Here is an 18,751-nt window from a genome sequence, read left to right on the forward strand (position 1 = left end):
CCATGGGATCAATAGGGTATCGCTGCGAGGTTCTTGCCCCAACGCAAGGAGTCGTTCAAGGGGGGAGGTCGAAATTTGTATACCATTGCACACTGAAACCGGCGGCTGCGCGCCGATGCCGCTCCGCGACCGCCTTGAAGCGGCCCGATTCCGGCGGCAGGATGGGGCGCCTCGCATGCGGCGCCCGGAGACGGGCCGCGCGCGCGGGCAGGAGGAGCGGCGGGTCGCGCCGTCGAGAGGGGATAGATGCTGAACTGGATCCGCAGGCTGTTCGGGGCGGGGCGCGGGCGCGCCGTCGCAACGGGGGGCATTGATGCGCGCGGGGAGGGCGTCGATCTCGGCACCGGGCTTGCCGCGCAATGGGCGCGGCTTTCGGGCGCGGCGGAGCGCCCGGAGGAGGCGCCGGCCTGGTCGCTCGCGCTGCGCTCGCCCTATCTGCCCTGGGAGGGGGCGCGGTCCTGGTTCGGCGGGCTGCCGGCGCTGCCGCCCGGGCGCGACTGGCCGCGCGGGGGCGACGATCTGCCGCTGCATTTCCTTGCCCAGATCGCGCTTTCCGATCTCGCGCCCGAGCCCGAGACCGGCGGCCTGCCGCCCGCGCCGCTGCGCGCCGGCGCGCTTCTGATCTTCGTCGAGGGTGGCGCGGCGGGGGACCGCGGGCAGGGCGGCTATTGCGCGCTGCATCTGGACGCGGCGGAGCAGGCGGCGGCCACCCCGCGCGCCGCCCCCGCGGATCTGCCCGCGCTGCGCGAGGCGGGCTATTGGGTCGAGGGCGGGCTCTTCGCCTTCTGGCCGATCGACCCGCTGCCCTTCCGCGACAGCGCGGCGATCCCGGCCGCCGGGCCCCTGGGCAACCGCGCCGAGCCGGAAAGCTGGATCACCAGCTGGGGGCTCGCCGGCTGCGAGGCGGATCTGCTGATCCTGCAGATCGACCGCAAGCTTGCGCATTACCGCGACCCGAAGGCCTATGCGCGGCTCAACCTGCGCGCGGCCGAGATGCCCGGGGCGCGCGCCGAACTGGCCTTTGCCGAGGATCTGCGCGGCCCGATCGCGGAATTCGTGCCGCGGCTTGCGGCCTGGCGCGATGCGGCGCTCGCGCGCGGCGACGCGCCGATCGAGCCCGCGGCACTCGCCGCGATGCTGGCCGAGCGGCGCGCCCTCGTCGCAAGCCACGGCCGCGCCGACACGCTTTGCGCGCTGATGCGCGGGCTGCGCGCGGGCGAATTCGAGGAGCTCTTGCGGATCAGCTACGGGCTGCCCGGGCTCGCCCCCTTCGCGCGCGCCGAGGTGCTGCGCCTGCCGGCCGGGCTGCGCCCCTTCCTCGAGCCGCGGCTGACCGGCTGGCGCGGGCACCGGCTCTTTGGCCTGCTCACCGAGATCGGCGAGACCCGCGAGGCGGATCGCCGCGGGCAGGATCTGCTGATCTCGGTCGCGGGCGACAGCCAGCTCGGCACCCGGCGCGAGCATGATTTCGGCCAGTCGATCTGGGTGCCGCGCGACGGGCTCGCGCGGGGGGAGCTCGGCGGCGGGCAGCATCTCGTGCATTACTCCGGCTGAGGGCTGCGGCACCTGCGGGCGGGGCCCGCGCGGGAGGCAATCTCGCAAAACCTTGATTGGCATCGGACCCGGTGCCGGCTTAGGAAGGGAAAGACGGAGAAAGGGGCGACATGGCACGCGCGATCTTCAGCGCCGCGATCGGTGGATGGCTTGCCCTGGCTCTGGCCGGAGGCTGGGCCCTGACCGCTGCCGCGCAGGAGGGGCCGGCCGGCCCCGGACCGGGGCAGGGCGGCGCCACGGCGCCGGGCCATCCCGCACCGGGCACGCTTTCGGGCCCCTCGCTCGTCGAAAGCCTGACCGAGGCGCTCGACAATGCGCTGGCCGCGACCGGCGCCGCGCCGGGGGCGATCAACACGCTGATGGCGAAACCCGCCGCGCCGACCCCCTCGCCGGTGGTGGTCGAGCTCTTCACCTCGCAGGGCTGTTCCGCCTGTCCGCCGGCCGATGAGCTCCTGGCGAAATTCGCCACCCGCCCCGATGTGATCGCGCTGTCGCTGCATGTCGATTACTGGGATTATCTCGGCTGGGAGGATCCCTTCGCCCAGCCCGCCTTCACCGCCCGGCAGAAGGCCTATGCCCGCGCCTCGGGTTCGCGCACGATCTACACGCCGCAGATGATCGTCGGCGGCGACCATTCCCTCGTCGGCCCGACCGAGGGCGATCTCGACACGCTGATCTCGGCCGAGCGCGCGCTGCCGCCGAAAGTGGCGCTGCAGGTTTCGGGCGCGGCGGGGCAATACGAGATCGAGATTTCCGCGCCGAAGCCCCTCGACACCGGCACCGTGGTGCAGATCGTCCGCTTCGCGCCGCAGGCCCGCGTCGAGATCCTGCGCGGCGAGAATGCCGGGATGGTGCTCGACTATGCCAATGTCGTCACCGCCTGGCATGCGGTCGCGGAATGGGATGGCCACACGCCGACCCGGCTCACCGCGAAGATCGACGGCGACGAGCCGGCGGTGGTGATCGTGCAGACCGCGCGGCCGGGCAAGTCGGTGCCGCTGCCCGGGGCGATCCTCGCGGCGGCGCGGCTGAACTGAGCCGCACCCGGGGCGCGCGCGCCGCTCAGCCGCCCTTCACACCCTTCCAGCGCCGATGCGTCCAGAGCCACTGGCCCATATGCGCGCGCACCAGTGCCTCGAGCTGATCGTTCAGCGCCTGGGTCATCGTCGCGGCATCGCTATGCGGCACCGGCGCGCCGACGAGGACGCGAAAGCTCAGCCCGTCGGGCTGCCGGATCGCCTGGATCGGGATCAGGTCGCAGTCGAACCGCAACGCCATCTCGGCGGCGGAAACCGGGGTCGGCGCCGGCAGGCCGAAGAAGCGCAGCGCCGCGCCCTTGCGGAAATACTGGTCGAAGCCGAAGGCGACCATGCCGCCCGCGCGCAGAAACCGCAGCATCTCGCGCAGATCCTTGTCGCGCGCAAAAAGCGGCTCGGCGATCTCCGACATCGCGGCGACGTAATGGCGGTTGAAGAGCGCGTTGTTCATCGGCCGGTAGATCGCGCCGACCGGATAGCCGCGCGCGGTGAGCGCGCCGCGCCAGGCGTCGTAATTGCCGAAATGCCCGGGCGCGAGCACGACCGGCCGATGCGCGGCCCTGGCCGCGGCGAGCGCCTCGGCGCCCGGCCCCTCGATCGGCAGATCGCGCACGCGGGCAAGGAATTCGGCGCCGGAATAGATCTCGGCGATCGAGCGGCCCATGTTGTCGGGCACCGCGCGCACCAGCCGTTCGACCTCGTCGCGCGCGAGCTCCGGGCAGGCGAGCGCGAGGTTGCGCCGGATCCGCCGCCGCCAGCCGGCGAGCGGCGCGACGAGATGCGCCATCGCCCAGCCCGCCATCGGCACCCGCCGCTCATAGGGCAACCGCAGCGCAAGCCCCATCAGCCCGCGGAAGGCGGCATTGGACAGGCGGTCGGTCAGGCCGGGTTTTGCGGTCTCGCTCATGCTTCTTCGACTTTGGCCTCTTCGGCGCTGGCGCGGCGTTCGCGGCTCCAGACATAGAGACCGGCCCCGACGATGACAAGCGCACCGAGGACGGTGAAGCGGTCGGGCAGCTGGCCGAAGAAGGTGAAGCCCCAGAGGCTCGAGAAGATCAGGCTGAAATAACCGAAGGGGGCGAGGGTCGAGGCCGGGCTCAGGCTGAAGGCGCGCACGACCAGCGCCTGGCCCGCGGCGCCCAGCACGCCAAGCGCGAGGAACAGCGGGAAATCGGCGATCGCGACCTCCTTCCAGACGAAGGGCAGGGCGATCGAGCTGAGCGCGGTGCCGATCAGCGCCGACCAGATCAGCGAGGTGGCGAGCGGATCGGCGCGCACGACGCGGGTGAGCAGGTTGCCCGCCGCGTAGCTGAAGGCGGAGGCGAAGGCGAGGCCGGCGGCCGGCTCGAAGGCGCCGAGCCCGGGGCGCAGGATCACCAGCGCGCCGATAAAGGCGATCACGATACCGACGATCCGGCGCGGTCCGATCCGCTCGCCGAGAAACAGCGCGGCGCCCAGCGTGATCAGGATCGGGTTGATGTCGAAAAGCGCGTCGGCTTCGGCGAGCCCGATGTGGCGGATCGCGACGAAGAAAAGCGCGATGGTGATCACCTGCATCACCCCGCGCATGGCCTGCGCGACCGGCTGGCGGGTGCGGATGCGCGGCAGGAACGAGCCGCGATAGACCAGCGCCACCAGCGCGAGATTGATCGCGAAACGCGCCCAGATCAGCTGCGCCGGGTGGTAGCGGGCGGAAAGGTATTTCGCCACCGCATCCATCAGCGTGAAGGCCGCGAGCGAGCCGAGCAGCAAAAGCACGCCCAGCCCGGCCGCATGCCGCCGGGCCGTGGCGGTCTCGCCAACGGAAGAGGGGGCCGCGGCCGGCCCCCCCGTTTCACTCTGGGTCTGGGTCGGGCTCAAAGCAGGCTTTTCACCTTTTCGGCCACCGCCTCGGCGGTGATGCCGAATTCGGCATAAAGCCGCTCGGCCGGGGCCGAGGCGCCAAAGCTGCTCATGCCGACGAAGCCCGCCTTCTTCTCCGAGCCACGCTCGCCGAGCAGCCAGCGGTCCCAGGGCTGACGCACCGCGGCCTCGACCGCGACGCGCACCGCGCCGGGCGGCAGGATCTTGCGGCGATAGGCCTCGTCCTGCGCGGCGAAAAGCTCCATGCAGGGCATCGAGACCACGCGCGTGCCGATCGCTTCGGCCTGCAGGATCTCGCGCGCCTTGAGCGCGATTTCCACTTCCGAACCGGTCGCCATGATCACCGCCTGACGCTTGCCCGAGGCTTCCTCGATCACATAGGCGCCCTTCGCGGTGAGGTTCTGCGGCATGTGCTTGCGGCGCAGCGTCGGCAGGTTCTGCCGGCTGAGCGCGAGCACCGAGGGGGTCTTTTCGGACGAGAGCGCCAGTTCCCAGGCCTCCGCCGTCTCGATCACGTCGGCGGGGCGGAAGGTCCAGGTGTTCGGCGTCGCGCGGCAGATCGCGAGATGCTCGACCGGCTGGTGCGTCGGGCCGTCCTCGCCCAGGCCGATCGAGTCATGCGTCATGACATAGACCGCGGGCACGCCCATCAGCGCGCTCAGACGCATCGCGCCGCGTGCGTAATCGGTGAAGCAGAAGAAGGTGCCGCCATAGGGGCGCGCGCCGCCATGCAGGTAAAGCCCGTTCATCGCCGCCGCCATGCCGTGCTCGCGGATGCCGTAGCGGATGTAGCGGCCCTTGCGGTTGTCGGGCATGAAGTCGGAAATATCCGCCGTCTTCGTCAGGTTCGAACCGGTGAGGTCGGCCGAGCCGCCGATGGTCTCCGGAATGACCGGGTTCACGGCCGCCAGCACCATTTCCGAGGCCTTGCGGGTCGCGACCTTCGGCGCGGCCTCCGACTGCGCCTTCTTGAAGGCGCGGATCGCGGTGGCGAGCTTCTTCGAGACGCCATGGCTCATCTGCCGTTCGAATTCGGCCTTGCGCGCCGGGGAAAGCGCGTTCAGGCGCTCTTCCCATTCCGCGCGGGCGGTAGCGCCCTTCGCGCCGATCGCTTCCCACTCGGCCTTGATCTCGGCCGGGATCTCGAACGGGCCATAGGGCCAGCCGTAGATCTCCTTCGTCGCGGCCAGTTCCTTGTCGCCGAGCGGCGAGCCGTGCACCGAATAGCTGTCCGCCTTGGTCGGCGCGCCGAAGCCGATGATCGTCTTGCAGTCGATCAGCACCGGGCGGCGGGCCTTCTGCGCCTCGGTCATCGCGCGGTCGATGTCGGCCGGGTCATGGCCGTCGCAGGAGAGCACACGCCAGCCCGAGGCGGCAAAGCGCTTGTGCTGGTCGGTCACGTCGGCGACCGAGACGCGGCCGTCGATGGTGATGTCGTTGTTGTCCCAAAGGACGATCAGATTGTCGAGTTCCTGCTTGCCGGCGAGGCCGATCGCCTCCTGGCTGATGCCCTCCATCAGGCAGCCGTCGCCCGCAATCACCCAGATCTTGTGGTCGACGACCTTGCGGCCAAAGCGCGCCGCCATCGACTTTTCCGCGATCGCCATGCCGACGGCGGTGGAAATGCCCTGGCCGAGCGGGCCGGTGGTGGTCTCGACCCCCTCGAGATGGCCGTATTCCGGGTGACCCGCCATCCGCGAGCCCCATTGCCGGAACGACTTCACCTGCTCGAGCGTCGCCTGCTCGTAGCCGGTGAGGTGAAGCAGCGCGTAAAGCAGCATCGAGCCGTGGCCGGCGGAGAGGATGAAGCGGTCGCGGTCGGCCCAGGCCGGCGCCTTCGCGTCGAATTTCAGGTGGTTGCGGAACAGCACCGTGGCGACATCGGCCATGCCCATCGGCATGCCCGGGTGGCCGGAATTGGCGGCCTGCACCGCGTCCATCGCAAGGGCGCGGATCGCGGTGGCGAGTTTCCAGTGATCGGGGTGTTCGGCGCGCAGCGTGGCGATATCCAAGGGCCTGTCCTCATCTGGGTGGTAACGGTAACCTGCGCCCCTGATAGCAGGGATCGGGGCAAGTTCAAGCGCAGCCCCCAAGTGCTTGATGCAAAAGGGTGGGCGCGCCTTCATGCGCGCGATACACTGGTTTCGCACAGACGAGAATGCGCGATTCGCCGCGGCCGCGAAGGCCCGGAACGATCGCCGGGAGGGCAGATGACCGAAATCGCCGAACTGGAACGCCGGATATCCTTCGCGCTCGAACGCATCGGTCGCGGGGTCGAGGGGATGCTCGAGCGTCAGGCGCTGGCGCTCGACGCGGCGCGTGCCGAGGCCACGGCGGCCGTGGAGGCGGCGGCCGAGGCCTCCGCCGAGGCCCAGGCCGCGATCGAGGCGGCGCAGGCCCAGGCCGCGGCCGCGCAGGCGGAGGCGGAGGCGGCGCAGGCCATGGCGCAGCCGGAGGCCGAAGCGCAGCCCGCGCCCGAGGCGGCGCCCACGCCCGAACCCGCCCCCGCGGCTTCGGTCGCGCCCGACGAGATCGCCGAGCTGCGCGAGGCGCTCGACGCCGAGCGGATGGCGAATGCCCAGCTGTCCGAGCGGGTGCGCGCGATCCGCGAGAAACAGGAAACCACGCTTTCGGCGCTGGAAAAGCGGCTCGCCCAGGCGACGCGCGCCTTCGAGGCGGTGCAGGCCGAGGCGACCCGGCTCAAGCGCGCGAATGCCGATCTGGTGGAAACCAACCGCGCGCTGGTCGAGGCGGCGGGCGACGTGCCCGCGCATCTCGTCAACCGCGCGATGCAGGCCGAACTCGAGGCGCTGCGCGCCGCCCGCGCCTGGGAGGTGACCGAGCTGAGCGACATCATCGCCGGGCTCGAGCCGCTGGTCGCGGCCCATGCGAAGGAGGGCGGCGATGCCTGAAGTGACGATTTCCATCGGCGGGCGCGAGTTTGAGGTCGCCTGTCAGGGCGGCGAGGAACATTTCCTGCGCACCGCGGCGGCGATGCTCGATGCCGAGGCCTCGGTGCTGCTGGGCCAGATCGGGCGGATGCCCGAGGGGCGGATGCTGCTGATGGCGGGGCTGATGCTCGCCGACAAGACCGCGGGGATGGAAGACAGCCTGCGCGCGATGCAGGAGCAGCTTGCCGAGGCGGAGGCGGCGCTGGCGGCGGCACGCTCCGCGCCGGTCAAGGTCGAGGTGCCGGTGATCCCGCCGCAGCTGACCGAGACGCTGGCCGAGATCGCCGCCCGGGCCGAGGCGCTGGCCGACAAGGTCGAGGAAAGCGCCTCCTGATCGCGGCGGCGCGGGACGGGGCGTTTCGGGGCGCTGCCCCGAACCCCGGAGTATTTCTCCAGGAAAAAGCGGGCGCGGGGGGCTGTCGGTGAAAGATCTGAAAGCGATCCTGACCGGGCTGTTCCGGAAACCGGCCCCCGCCGCGCCGGTCGCCTCCGAGACCCCGGTGCTGGTGTTCCTGCCGCCGCTCGTCACGGTGCTCACCGCGGCCGAAAGGGCCAAGGGGGCGCCGCTTACCGAGAGTGAAGTGCTCGAGATCCGGGATCGGGCGACGGTGATGGCGGTGCGGGCCGCCGATGCCGCGGTGGCCGCGGCGCGCCGGGGCTATGCGGATATCGTCGCCGAGGACGCCTGGCGGGAGTGGCAGCGGCATCGCGCCGCCCGCTCGCCCTGATCCGAAGCGGCGCGCTCGCCTCGGCCCGAATGCAAAGCGCCCCGAGAGGGGCGCTTTTCGCTTGCGAAGGGGCGGGGGGTTACTCCGCCGCCTTCATCATGAAGCCCTTCTCGATCTGGTCGGAAGGCGCCACCGGATATTCGCCCGAGAAGCAGGCGTCGCAATATTGCGGGCAGGCGGCGTTGCGTCCGGCGGCCTCGCCCGCGGCGCGGTAAAGCCCGTCGAGCGAGATGAATTTGAGGCTGTCGACGCCGATCCAGTCGCGCATCTCCTCCTCGGTCATCCGCGCGGCCAAGAGCTTCGCGCGGTCCGGCGTGTCGACGCCGTAGAAGCAGGGCCAGGCGGTCGGCGGGGAGGCGATGCGGAAATGCACCTCGGCCGCGCCCGCGTCGAGGATCATCTCCTTGATCTTGCGCGAAGTGGTCCCGCGCACGACCGAGTCGTCGACGAGGATCACCCGCTTGCCCTTGATGATCGACTTGTTGACGTTGAGCTTGAGCCGCACGCCCATGTTGCGGATCTGGTCGGTCGGCTCGATGAAGGTGCGCCCCATGTACTGGTTGCGGGTGATGCCGAGCGCGAAGGGGATGCCCGATTCCTGGCTGAAACCGATCGCCGCCGGGGTGCCCGAATCCGGCACCGGGCAGACGAGATCGGCCTCGACCGGGGCCTCGCGCGCAAGCTCGACGCCGATCTGGTGGCGCGTCTCATAGACCGAGCGGCCGCCGATGATGCTGTCGGGGCGCGAGAAATAGACATGTTCGAAGATGCAGAAGCGCGGCTTCGACGGGTGGAAGGGGCGCGAGCTTTCGATCTTGCCGTCCTGGATCACCACCATCTCGCCCGGCTCGATCTCGCGCACGAATTCCGCGCCGATGATGTCGAGCCCGCAGGTCTCCGACGAGAGCACATAGCCATTGTCGCCCACGCGGCCAAGCACGAGGGGGCGCACGCCCAGCGGATCGCGCACGCCAATGAGCTTCGTGCGGGTCATCGCGACGACCGAGAAGGCGCCCTCGCAGCGGCGCAGCGCGTCGGCGATGCGCTCGGCATGCTGTTTCTGGAACGAACGCGCCATCAGATGGATGATGCATTCGCTGTCCGAGCCCGACTGGAAGATCGCGCCATGTTCGATCAGCTCGCGGCGCAGCGCCTCGGCGTTCGTCAGGTTGCCGTTATGCGCGATCGCCGCGCCGCCCATCGAGAACTCGCCGAAGAAGGGCTGGATGTCGCGGATCACCGCGGCCTTCTTGCCGGCGGTCGAATAGCGCACATGCCCGATGGCGAGATGCCCGGGCAGCGTTTCCATCAGGCTCGCCTTGGTGAAATTGTCGCGCACATAGCCGAAGCGATGGGCCGAGTTGAAACCCTTTTCGGCGTCATGGGCGACGATGCCGCCCGCCTCCTGCCCGCGGTGTTGCAGCGCATGCAGGCCGAGGGCGACGAAATTCGCGGCCTCGGCCACGCCCACGACACCGAAGATGCCGCATTCTTCCTTGAGCTTGTCGTCGTCGAACGGGTTCGACAGGAACGACTTTTCCGAAAGATCGGGGGTGCAGGTCATGGGGAGGGGCTCCGAATCCGGGGAGATTGGGGGCACATGTAGAGCGAAACGCGAGAGGTGTTAACCCCTCGCGCCCGAAATCCGTCATTCGACTGTCACTATTTGTGGCGCGCAGGCGCCGGTCCGGCTCAGTTCGCGGTCTCGCCGGTGGCCGGTGCGGCCGTCGCCGGCGCGGGGCATTTCGCCACCAGCGTCTCATAGCGCGCGACGATCCAGCCGGGCGCGTCGGCGGGCATTTCCTCGTCCATCTGCGCCGAGACCTTGGCGAAGACCTTGGCCGAGCGCGACTGATCCACCACCGGATAGGCATCGGCGGTGACGAGCCGGTCGTAGACGACGAAGGCCACCGCGACGAGCACGACGCCGCGGAACACGCCGAAGAGGAAGCCGAGCGCCTGGTCGATCCCGCCGAGCGCCGAGCGTTGCACCGCGGAGGCGAAGAGCGGCGTCAGGATCGAGAAGACGACGAGGGCAAGCGCGAAGACTGCGGCGAAACCGCCGATCGTGGCGAGCTCGCAGCTGTCGCCGAGGAACTTGTTGAGCACCGGGATCTGCGCGATCAGCGGCCGCGCCGCATCGGCGAACATATAGGCGACGATGGCGGCGGCGATCCAGCCGACGATGGCGAGCCCCTCGCGCACGAAACCGCGGCTGTAGGCGAGGATCGCCGACAGCACGATGACGACCGCGACGATCGCGTCGATGATGGTAAAGCCTTCCATGAAACCCCGTGTCCCTTGCGGCGCTACCCTGCGCCGAACATGTCCCCGACAAAAGTCACCAGATCGGGCAGCTCGCGCAAGACGATCCCGCCCGCCGTCTCGACCCTGGTGCCGGACGGCGCGATCGCCTGTGAGAAACCAAGTTTCGCCGCCTCTTTCAACCTGTTTTCCGCCTGACCGACCGGACGGAGCGCCGCCGAGAGGGAGATTTCACCGAAAATCACCAGCTCTGGCGGAAGTGCAACATCCTCGCGCGCCGAAAGCAGCGCGGCGGCGAGGGCCAGATCGGCGGCGGGTTCGAGCACCTTCATCCCGCCCGCGACGTTGAGAAACACGTCGAGCCCGGTGAAGGGGATGCCGCAGCGGCTTTCCAGCACGGCGAGGATCGTCGACACGCGCCCCGAGTCGAGCCCCACCACCGTGCGCCGGGGCGAAGCGAGCGAGGAGGGGGCGACGAGCGCCTGGATCTCGGTCAGCACCGGGCGGGTGCCCTCGATGCCGGCAAAGACGGCCGAGCCGGGCGCGGGCTGTCCGCGTTCGCTCAGGAACAGGGCGGAGGGGTTCGCGACCTCGGCAAGGCCGCCGCCCGTCATCTCGAAGACGCCGATCTCCGAGGCCGGGCCGAAGCGGTTCTTCACCGCGCGCAGGATGCGGAACTGGTGGCCGCGTTCGCCCTCGAAATAGAGCACGGTGTCGACCATGTGCTCGACCACGCGGGGGCCGGCGATCTGGCCCTCCTTCGTCACATGGCCGACGATGACGACGGAAACGCCGCGCGACTTGGCAAAGCTCACCAGCTCATGCGCCGCGGCGCGCACCTGGCTGACCGAGCCGGGCGCCGCCTCGACGGTGTCGGCCCAGACCGTCTGGATCGAATCGATCACCACGAGATCGGGGCGCTCCACCTCGAGCGTGGTGAGGATGTCGCGCAGGTTGGTTTCGGCGCCAAGCCCCACCGGCGCCTGCGCAAGGCCCAGCCGCTGCGCCCGCATCCGCACCTGCGCCGAGGCCTCCTCGCCGGAAATGTAAAGGCATTTCAGCCCTTTGGTGGCAAAGGCCGCGACCGCCTGCAAAAGCAGTGTCGACTTGCCGATGCCCGGATCGCCGCCGACGAGGATCGCCGAGGCCGGCACCAGCCCGCCGCCGAGCACCCGGTCGAATTCCGCCATGCCGCAAAGCGTGCGCGGCGGCGGCGCCTCCTCGGTCGCCAGCGTGGTGAGCGCGATGCGCTTGCCCTTCGCGCCGCCGAGCGTCTTGCCCGAGGGGCCGGCCGAAAGCGGCGCCTCCTCGACGATCGAATTCCACGCGCCACAGGCGTCGCAGCGCCCCGACCACTTGCGGTGCACGGCACCGCATTCGGTGCAGGTGAATTGGGCGGATGCCTTGGCCATGCGCCTTTCTTTCAGAGCGGCGCGGCGGCGGCAAGGGCGGAGGGGGCGCTGCCCCCGTCTCCTGCGGAGACTCCCCCGGGATATTTGAGCTCTGCAGAAACGGCATTCTACAGAGTCGAAATATCCCGGGGGTGAATTGGCGCAGCCAAGAGGGGGCAGGGCCCCCTCAGCCCCGCTTGCCCCAATGCGAGAGCGCCAGCGAGGCGAGCACGCAGAAGGTGAAGAGATAGAGCCCCCAGCCGGTTTCGACCCGGCCGACGCCGACGCCCTTCGCGAGGACGATATAAAGCGCGATCAGGAAGATGTCGGCCATCGCGAGCTTGCCCAGGGCCTGCAGCGCCGGCACGATCTTCGGCGAGGCGAGGTCGAACTGCACCAGCGCCAGCCCCGCCACTTTCGCCATCGGCGCGACGAGGGCGAAGAAGGTGACGATCAGCGCGAGCACCGCATCCTTTTCCCACAGCGCCTGCAGCCCCGAAATCACCGAGATCGCGTCGAGATCGAAGAAGGGCAGCAGCCCGGCGCGCAGGAGCGGCGCGAACCAGGCCACCGGGAACAGCACGAGCAGCGCCAGATTGAGATATTTCGCCATTATTTCTGTGACTTGGGCAGCGGCACGACATTCGCCGCCGCGGGCGCGTCCTCGAGTTCGTAGCCAAGCGCCGGCAGCACCTCGCGCAGGTCGCGCTCCAGCAGGCGGATGTTTTCGGAAAGCTTGCGCTCCTCCACCTCAACATCGGTGAGCCAGCGCTTCAGCTCGTCGCAGGTCTGGCGCGCCATCGCGACGCGCTCCTCCATCGCCTGCGCCTCTTCCTGGCGCGCGCGCAGGAAGCCGCGGGCGCGGGCGACGCGCTCCTCGCTGTAGACGGTGGCGAGGTCGCGCGACTGCAGGCTCATCTGCGCCGCAAGTTCGAGCAGCTCGGGCTCGAGCGTGCCCAGATCGGGGTGCTGGCGCATCCAGCTCAGCCGCTCGCGCATCGCGTCGAACTCGCCCGAGAGCGCGAAGACCCCCTTGCGATCGGCTTCGTGCGCGGCGGCATAGGCGCGCGTGACGTCGTCCATATTGACGTGAAAGCTGCGATGGGCGCGTTCGAGCGCGAGCACCCGCGTCTGCGCCGGCAGGTAGAGCACGAGGATCAGCGCGAGCGCCGCCACCGCGCCCTCGATCCAGGCGCCGGCATCGGGCAGGGCGGTCTCGCCGAAACGCGCATCGATCGTGAGCCAGGGGATCAGTCCGAGCGCCGAGGCGAGGAACAGCCCGAGCGCGGCGAGCGCGAAGAGAAACACGGCGGTGCCGAGCAGCTTTCCAAGAAGGACATGCAAGGACGTCACTGCGGCAGGGCCGCGCACAGGCTCACTCATACCCCAACCCCCCAGTCAGGAACCCAATGGTCGGGGGCAGCTTCGGCGCAAATCCGCCGAAAATCAACTCTCGAAATGAAATCAAGCGCTTCCGCGGGGATCTTCGCGCGGATCAGCGGATCGCGGCGATCGGCCCCTCGGCCCGGCCGTGGATGAACTGCGTCACGTAAGGGTCTGACGTTTCATCCATTTCCGCGATCGAGCCATGCCAGCGGACCTTGCCGTCATGCAGCATCGCGACCTTGTCGGCGATCGCGCGCACCGAGGTCATGTCATGGGTGATGGTGATCGCGGTGGCGCCCATCTCGGTGACGATGTCGCGGATCAGATCGTTGATGACGCCGGCCATGATCGGGTCGAGCCCGGTCGTCGGCTCGTCGAAGAAGATCACCTGCGGATCGGTGGCGATCGCGCGGGCGAGGCCGACGCGCTTTTGCATGCCGCCCGAGAGCTCCGCCGGGAAGAGGTCGGCGACATCGGCGCCGAGGCCGACGCGCTTGAGCTTGTCGACGGCGAGCGCGCGCGCCTCCGCCTTCGACTGTTTCGTCGCTCCGCGCAGCAGCCGGAAGGCGACGTTCTGCCAAACCGGCAGGCTGTCGAAAAGGGCGGCGCCCTGGAACAGCATGCCGAAACGGGAAAGGAAGGCCTCGCGCTGCGCCGCGATCGGCGCGCCGTCGAGCGTGATGGTGCCGCCCTCCGGCGTCACGAGGCCGAGGATGCATTTCAGCAGCACCGATTTCCCGGTGCCCGAGCCGCCGATCACCACGAGGCTCTCGCCGCGTTCGACGGTGAGGTTCACGTCGCGAAGGACGTGTTTCGATCCGAAGGATTTCTGCAGATGGGCGATCTCGATCATGCGGAGAAAAAGACCTCCGTCAGCAGGTAGTTCGAGGCGAGGATCAGCACCGAGGCCGCGACCACGGCGGATTTCGTCGCCCGGCCCACGCCCTGCGCGCCGCGCCCCGAGTTCATGCCGTAAAAGCAGCCCATCAGCGCGACGATGAAGCCGAAAGCGGCCCCTTTCACGAGGCCCGAGCCGACATCCCAGAACTCAAGATATTCCCAGGTGTTCTTGATATAGGTCGCCGAGTTGAAGCCGAGCCGCCCGGTGCCGATCAGCCAGCCGCCCATGATGCCGATGATGTCGCCGATGCCGACGAGAACCGGCACCGAGACCACCGCGGCCAGCACGCGGGGCGCGGCGAGGTATTTCAGCGGATCGGTGGAGAGCGTGACGAGCGCGTCGATCTGCTCGGTCACCTTCATCGTGCCGATCTCGGCCGCGATCGAGGAGGTGACGCGGGCGGCGACCATCAGCCCGCCGAGCACCGGACCCAGCTCGCGCACCATGCCGATCGCGACGATCGAGGGCACGACGGATTCCGCGGAAAACCGCGCGCCGCCGGAATAGATCTGCAGTGCGAGCGCCGCGCCGGTGAAAAGCGCGGTCATGCCCACGACCGGCAGCGAGAGCCAGCCGATCTGCATCAGCGCATGCAGGAATTCGCGGCCGTAGAACGGCGGGCGGATCAGATGGCTCACCACCGAGACGGCGTAAAGCGCGACGCGCCCCGCGCCGGCAAGGCCGGAGAGCACGAGGCGCCCGAGAGCGGCCAGCGCGCGAGCGATCACGCGGCGCCCCCGTGATAGACGCGGCGATAGCGGGCGCCGAGCGAGGTCAGCACCTCATAGCCGATCGTGCCGGCCACATCGGCGAGCGCGTCGACGCCCTGATGCGGCCCGAGGATGTCGAGGGCCGCGGGCACGTCGGGCAGGTCGGTGATGTCGGCGGTGATCAGGTCCATCGAGATCCGGCCGACGAGCGGGCAGGGGATGTCGCCCGCCCAGAGCGTCGCGCGCGAGGAAAGCGTGCGCGCAAGACCGTCGGCATAGCCCGCGGCGAGCGTCGCGATCCGGGTCTCGCGCCGGGCGATGAAAGTGTTGGAATAGCCCACGCTTTCGCCCGGAGCGACGTCGCGCACCTGCAGCACCGGCAGCGAGAGCCGCACCACCGGCGTGGCCTGCGCGAAGGGCAGCCCGCCATAAAGCGCGATGCCCGGGCGCGTCACGTCGAAATGATAGGCCGGGCCGAGCAGGATGCCGCCGGTCGCCGACAGCGAGCGCGGCACGTCGAGCCCGTCGGTCATGTAGTGGAACTGCTCGAGCTGGCGCGCGTTCATTTCGTGCGCGGGCTCGTCGGAGCAGGCGAGGTGGCTCATGATCAGCTGCACCCCGGCGCCGAGCACGATCGGCGCGACGCCTTCCCATTCCGCCTCTTCCATGCCGAGCCGGTTCATCCCGGTGTCGAGCTGCACGCCGAAGGGCGCGCCGGGCAGGGCCTCGAAATGCCGCGTCACCTGGTCGATCGAGTTGAGCATCGGGGTGAGCCGCGCCTCACCGATGAGCGCGGTGTCGCCCTCGGCATGGCCGGCGAAGCAGAAGATTTCCGGCCCTTCGCCAAGGGCTGCCCGCACCGCGGCGCCTTCCTCGGCGCAGGCGGTGAAGAACTTGCGGCAGCCGGCGCGGGCGAGCAGCCGCGCGACGCGCGCCGCGCCCAGCCCGTAGCTGTCGGCCTTGACCACGGCACCGGTTTCGGTGCCGGGGCCGGTGAGCGCGTCCATCGCGCGCCAGTTCGCGAGGATCGCGTCGAGATCGATGTGGAGCGATGCAGTAGCCATGGGGGTTTCTTGAACTCCGCGCGTGCAAGGTCAAGCGCAATCGTTTCAGGGCGGCGATGCAACACGCGAAAGTGGCGGGCCGGCGCCGGGGCGGGCGGCGCAGGGGGCGCAGGGGGCGCAGGGGGCGCCGCCCCCTCGGGCTCCGCCCTCACCCCCGGGATATTTCAGCTCTGTAGAATGGGGCTTCTATAGAGTTCAAATATCCCGGGGGAGTCCGCAGGACGGGGGCAGCGCCCCCGCGCGCTCAGAACCCGTCCGAGCCGTCGCCCTGCCAGGCGCGGGCGAGGTCGGAGAAACGGGTGAAGCGGCTCTCAAAAGCGAGTTCCACCGTGCCGATCGGACCGTGGCGCTGTTTGCCGAGGATGACCTCGGCCTTGCCATGCACGCGCTCGGCCTTCTGCATCCATTCGGCGAATTTCGGATCGTCCTCCGGCGGCTTCAGGCGCTCGTGATAATATTCGTCGCGATAGACGAACATCACCACGTCGGCGTCCTGCTCGATCGAGCCCGATTCGCGCAGGTCGCTCAGCTGCGGGCGCTTGTCCTCGCGGCTTTCGACGGTTCGGCTGAGCTGTGAAAGCGCGACCACGGGGATGTTCAGCTCCTTCGCGATCGCCTTGAGCCCCATCGAGATCTCGCCGATTTCCTGCACGCGGTTGTCGGTGCGCCCGGTGCCGCGCAGAAGTTGCAGGTAGTCGACGAAGACGACGTCGAGCCCGTGCAGCCGTTTCAGCCGGCGGCAGCGCGCCGCGACCTGCGCGATCGGCAGGGCGGGGGTGTCGTCGATATAAAGCGGGCAGGTCTCGAGCGATTTCGCCGCCTCGATGAAGCGGCGGAATTCGGTCTCCGTCATGTCGCCGCGGCGGATCTGTTCGGAGGGCACCTCGGCCGCCTCGGAAAGGACGCGCGCGGCGAGCTGCTCGGCCGACATTTCGAGCGAGAAGAAGGCGACGACGCCGCCCTCCACCGCGCCCTCGCTGCCGTCGTGGCGCATCCCGCGGCGATAGGCCTTGGCGATGTTGAAGGCGATGTTGGTGGCGAGCGAGGTCTTGCCCATCGAGGGGCGCCCGGCGAGGATCAGAAGGTCGGAAGGGTGCAACCCGCCCAGTTTCTTGTCGAGATCGGTGAGCCCGGTCGAGACGCCGGCCAAGCCGCCTTCGCGCTGATAGGCTGCGTTCGCGGATTGCACCGCCTCGGTTACCGCCTTGAGAAAGCTGACAAATCCCTTCTCGGCGGTGCCCGTCTCGGCAAGCTTGTAAAGCGCGCCCTCAGTCTCGACGATCAGCTCGTCGGGCTCGATGCCGATATCGACCTTCTGCGCCGAGGCGGAGAGGTTCTTGCCGAGGCGAATGAGTTCGCGGCGCAGCGCGAGGTCGTGGATCATCTGCGCGTAGTCGCGCGCCGCATAGGCCGAGATCGCCGCCCCCGCGAGCCGCGCGAGATAGGCGGCCCCGCCAAGCGCCTGCAGCCCCGGGTCGTCCTCGAGATAGGCCTTGATCGTGACCGGCGAGGCGAGCGCGTTCTTCTGGATCCGCGCGATCACCGTTTCATAGATCGTGCGATGCACCGGCTCGTAGAAATGCTCGGGCCGCACCACCGAGGCGATCCGGTCGAAGATGTCGTTATTGGTCAGGATCGCGCCCAGAAGCTGTTGTTCCGCCTCGATATTATGCGGAAGAACCTCTTCGGGGACGGCTTCGGGCGCGGCGCCCTCGGGTTTGATCGCTGCGATCGTGGTCATCTGTGCCTCTTGCTCGATCCCGCCTCGATAGCCGATCCGCGCGGGGCAGGGCTATCGGGATAACTCCGGGGATAAGCGCGCCCCCGGAGGTCGGTTTGACTCATTTCTGGGGGTGCGTTGCCCCTCAGCCTACCACGGATAGTGGTCCCATGCGAGAAATCCCGAGTCGGGACGAAACGATCCACAGATCGCCCACAAGATCGCTCACAGGGATATCCCCCGGAAAAGATGCTGCGCTGCTGCGCTGCTCAGCCCTTCTTGCGGGCGTCCTGCCAGGGCCGCGGCGCCTTCAGGAAGGCCTCGACCTCGTCGAGCGTCTTCGCGTCGAAGGCGCCCTGCGCGCGCGCCTCGGCGAGCACGTCCCACCAGGTGCAGAGGTGATGCAGCGCGACGCCGTGATCGCCGAGCGTCTTCACCGTCTCCGGGAAGATGTCGTAATAGAAGATCACCGCGGTATGCGCGCAGCTTGCCCCGGTCTCGCGGATCGCGTCGACGAAGCTCAGCTTCGAGCCGCCGTCGGTGGTCAGATCCTCGACGAGGAGCACGCGCTGCCCCTCGGTCATCAGCCCCTCGATCCGGGCGTTGCGGCCGTAGCCCTTCGGTTTCTTGCGCACATAGGTCATCGGCAGCGCGAGCCGTTCGGCCACCAGCGCGGCGAAGGGGATGCCCGCGGTCTCGCCGCCGGCGATATTGTCGAAGGCCTCGAAACCCGCCTCGCGCATCACCGTGACGGCAAGGAAATCCATCAGCGTGGCGCGGATGCGCGGGAAGGAGATCAGCTTGCGGCAGTCGATATAGGTCGGCGAGGGCAGGCCGGAGGCGAGGATGAAGGGCTCTTCCGGGCGGAAATTCACCGCGCCGATCTCAAGCAGCATCCGCGCGGTGAGGCGGGCGATTTCTTCCTTGGGGGGGTAGGAGGAGGGGATCATTCAATCGTCCTTTCGCGCTTCTATAGAGGTCAAATATCCCCCGCGGAGCGTCCGCGGCCGGGGCCGGGAGCCTCCGGCGGGGGATATTTCGACTCTGTAGAAAGGTCAGTGTTTCACATGCCAGTAGACCGGGAAGCCCGGGTTGAAGACGGTGACGGGGCCGGCGCCGGTGAAGATCTTCTCGGGCCATTGCGCGGGCTCGGCGGTCTTTTCGAGGGTCATCGTCGCGGC

General features: G+C 69.1%; 18 protein-coding genes. 5 read left to right on the forward strand and 13 right to left on the reverse strand.

Annotated elements, in window-relative coordinates:
• Nucleotides 1-246 precede the first annotated feature (246 nt).
• Together AB7U46_RS12910 and AB7U46_RS12915 are read left to right on the forward strand one after the other, a co-directional pair.
• On the forward strand, nucleotides 247-1,554 hold the full coding sequence (locus tag AB7U46_RS12910) for a DUF1963 domain-containing protein (RefSeq protein ID WP_428337386.1): 1,308 nt from the start codon (nucleotides 247-249) through the stop codon (nucleotides 1,552-1,554).
• A gap of 110 nt (nucleotides 1,555-1,664) precedes the next feature.
• Nucleotides 1,665-2,591 carry a DUF1223 domain-containing protein gene (locus AB7U46_RS12915; protein WP_428337387.1) on the forward strand — a complete coding sequence of 309 codons (927 nt, stop codon included), beginning with the start codon at nucleotides 1,665-1,667 and terminating at the stop codon, nucleotides 2,589-2,591.
• Between the two features lie 25 nt (nucleotides 2,592-2,616).
• On the opposite strand, the gene AB7U46_RS12920 is transcribed toward AB7U46_RS12915, so the two are convergent.
• From AB7U46_RS12920 to tkt, 3 genes are read right to left on the reverse strand one after another with little or no spacing between them, the layout of a single operon-like run.
• Nucleotides 2,617-3,498, reverse strand: a complete 882-nt coding sequence (locus AB7U46_RS12920) for a lysophospholipid acyltransferase family protein (protein WP_428337388.1) — start codon at nucleotides 3,496-3,498, stop codon at nucleotides 2,617-2,619.
• The gene (locus AB7U46_RS12925) at nucleotides 3,495-4,451 is read right to left on the reverse strand and encodes a DMT family transporter (RefSeq protein WP_428337389.1); all 957 of its coding nucleotides are present in this window, start codon (nucleotides 4,449-4,451) and stop codon (nucleotides 3,495-3,497) included. The genes AB7U46_RS12920 and AB7U46_RS12925 overlap by 4 nt, the downstream gene beginning before the upstream one ends.
• The gene (gene tkt, locus AB7U46_RS12930; protein WP_428337390.1) at nucleotides 4,448-6,466 is read right to left on the reverse strand and encodes a transketolase; all 2,019 of its coding nucleotides are present in this window, start codon (nucleotides 6,464-6,466) and stop codon (nucleotides 4,448-4,450) included. The genes AB7U46_RS12925 and tkt overlap by 4 nt, the downstream gene beginning before the upstream one ends.
• A 198-nt stretch (nucleotides 6,467-6,664) precedes the next feature.
• On the opposite strand from tkt, the gene AB7U46_RS12935 reads away from it, so the two are divergent.
• The 3 genes from AB7U46_RS12935 (at nucleotide 6,665) to AB7U46_RS12945 (ending at nucleotide 8,133) form a co-directional block, all read left to right on the forward strand.
• Nucleotides 6,665-7,366: a hypothetical protein gene (locus AB7U46_RS12935; protein ID WP_428337391.1), complete on the forward strand. Its 702-nt coding sequence runs from the start codon at nucleotides 6,665-6,667 to the stop codon at nucleotides 7,364-7,366.
• Complete coding sequence (locus AB7U46_RS12940; RefSeq protein ID WP_428337392.1) at nucleotides 7,359-7,739, forward strand: cell division protein ZapA; 381 nt, start codon at nucleotides 7,359-7,361, stop codon at nucleotides 7,737-7,739. The genes AB7U46_RS12935 and AB7U46_RS12940 overlap by 8 nt, the downstream gene beginning before the upstream one ends.
• 88 nt (nucleotides 7,740-7,827) lie before the next feature.
• Entirely contained in the window at nucleotides 7,828-8,133 is a 306-nt protein-coding gene (locus AB7U46_RS12945; RefSeq protein ID WP_428337393.1) for a hypothetical protein, read from the forward strand.
• Nucleotides 8,134-8,212: 79 nt separating this feature from the next.
• Here AB7U46_RS12945 and purF read toward each other — a convergent pair whose 3' ends face one another.
• The 10 genes from purF to AB7U46_RS12995 all read right to left on the reverse strand — a co-directional run bounded on the left by purF (nucleotide 8,213) and on the right by AB7U46_RS12995 (nucleotide 18,520).
• A complete protein-coding gene (gene purF / locus AB7U46_RS12950; protein WP_428337394.1) occupies nucleotides 8,213-9,697 on the reverse strand; it encodes an amidophosphoribosyltransferase in 1,485 nt (494 codons plus the stop codon).
• 128 nt (nucleotides 9,698-9,825) lie between these two features.
• Nucleotides 9,826-10,419, reverse strand: coding sequence for a CvpA family protein (locus tag AB7U46_RS12955; RefSeq protein WP_428337395.1), 594 nt, complete (start codon nucleotides 10,417-10,419; stop codon nucleotides 9,826-9,828).
• A gap of 23 nt (nucleotides 10,420-10,442) precedes the next feature.
• Nucleotides 10,443-11,810, reverse strand: coding sequence for a DNA repair protein RadA (radA, locus tag AB7U46_RS12960; protein ID WP_428337396.1), 1,368 nt, complete (start codon nucleotides 11,808-11,810; stop codon nucleotides 10,443-10,445).
• Between the two features lie 166 nt (nucleotides 11,811-11,976).
• Entirely contained in the window at nucleotides 11,977-12,402 is a 426-nt protein-coding gene (locus AB7U46_RS12965) for a paraquat-inducible protein A (protein ID WP_428337397.1), read from the reverse strand.
• Nucleotides 12,402-13,133, reverse strand: a complete 732-nt coding sequence (locus tag AB7U46_RS12970; protein ID WP_428337398.1) for a DNA repair protein — start codon at nucleotides 13,131-13,133, stop codon at nucleotides 12,402-12,404. The genes AB7U46_RS12965 and AB7U46_RS12970 overlap by 1 nt, the downstream gene beginning before the upstream one ends.
• A 151-nt stretch (nucleotides 13,134-13,284) precedes the next feature.
• Entirely contained in the window at nucleotides 13,285-14,028 is a 744-nt protein-coding gene (locus AB7U46_RS12975) for an ABC transporter ATP-binding protein (RefSeq protein WP_428337399.1), read from the reverse strand.
• Entirely contained in the window at nucleotides 14,025-14,804 is a 780-nt protein-coding gene (locus AB7U46_RS12980; protein WP_428337400.1) for an MlaE family ABC transporter permease, read from the reverse strand. Before AB7U46_RS12980 ends, AB7U46_RS12975 begins: the two co-directional genes overlap by 4 nt.
• Entirely contained in the window at nucleotides 14,801-15,850 is a 1,050-nt protein-coding gene (gene alr, locus AB7U46_RS12985) for an alanine racemase (protein WP_428337401.1), read from the reverse strand. The genes AB7U46_RS12980 and alr overlap by 4 nt, the downstream gene beginning before the upstream one ends.
• 244 nt (nucleotides 15,851-16,094) lie before the next feature.
• Nucleotides 16,095-17,591, reverse strand: a complete 1,497-nt coding sequence (locus AB7U46_RS12990) for a replicative DNA helicase (protein ID WP_428337402.1) — start codon at nucleotides 17,589-17,591, stop codon at nucleotides 16,095-16,097.
• 248 nt (nucleotides 17,592-17,839) lie between these two features.
• Nucleotides 17,840-18,520, reverse strand: coding sequence for an orotate phosphoribosyltransferase (locus AB7U46_RS12995; protein WP_428337403.1), 681 nt, complete (start codon nucleotides 18,518-18,520; stop codon nucleotides 17,840-17,842).
• Nucleotides 18,521-18,751: the final 231 nt, after the last annotated feature.

This window comes from Paenirhodobacter sp., from assembly GCF_050177655.1.
Classification (GTDB): domain Bacteria; phylum Pseudomonadota; class Alphaproteobacteria; order Rhodobacterales; family Rhodobacteraceae; genus Rhodobacter.

Bases quoted from the DNA above. Each gene is read 5' to 3' on its own strand.
- AB7U46_RS12995 (WP_428337403.1), bottom strand. From the start codon at position 18,520: ATGATCCCCTCCTCCTACCCCCCCAAGGAAGAAATCGCCCGCCTCACC.
- AB7U46_RS12935 (WP_428337391.1), top strand. From the start codon at position 6,665: ATGACCGAAATCGCCGAACTGGAACGCCGGATATCCTTCGCGCTCGAA.
- AB7U46_RS12915 (WP_428337387.1), top strand. From the start codon at position 1,665: ATGGCACGCGCGATCTTCAGCGCCGCGATCGGTGGATGGCTTGCCCTG.
- purF (WP_428337394.1), bottom strand. From the start codon at position 9,697: ATGACCTGCACCCCCGATCTTTCGGAAAAGTCGTTCCTGTCGAACCCG.
- alr (WP_428337401.1), bottom strand. From the start codon at position 15,850: ATGGCTACTGCATCGCTCCACATCGATCTCGACGCGATCCTCGCGAAC.
- AB7U46_RS12920 (WP_428337388.1), bottom strand. From the start codon at position 3,498: ATGAGCGAGACCGCAAAACCCGGCCTGACCGACCGCCTGTCCAATGCC.
- AB7U46_RS12965 (WP_428337397.1), bottom strand. From the start codon at position 12,402: ATGGCGAAATATCTCAATCTGGCGCTGCTCGTGCTGTTCCCGGTGGCC.
- AB7U46_RS12975 (WP_428337399.1), bottom strand. From the start codon at position 14,028: ATGATCGAGATCGCCCATCTGCAGAAATCCTTCGGATCGAAACACGTC.
- AB7U46_RS12955 (WP_428337395.1), bottom strand. From the start codon at position 10,419: ATGGAAGGCTTTACCATCATCGACGCGATCGTCGCGGTCGTCATCGTG.
- AB7U46_RS12990 (WP_428337402.1), bottom strand. From the start codon at position 17,591: ATGACCACGATCGCAGCGATCAAACCCGAGGGCGCCGCGCCCGAAGCC.
- radA (WP_428337396.1), bottom strand. From the start codon at position 11,810: ATGGCCAAGGCATCCGCCCAATTCACCTGCACCGAATGCGGTGCCGTG.
- AB7U46_RS12940 (WP_428337392.1), top strand. From the start codon at position 7,359: ATGCCTGAAGTGACGATTTCCATCGGCGGGCGCGAGTTTGAGGTCGCC.
- AB7U46_RS12910 (WP_428337386.1), top strand. From the start codon at position 247: ATGCTGAACTGGATCCGCAGGCTGTTCGGGGCGGGGCGCGGGCGCGCC.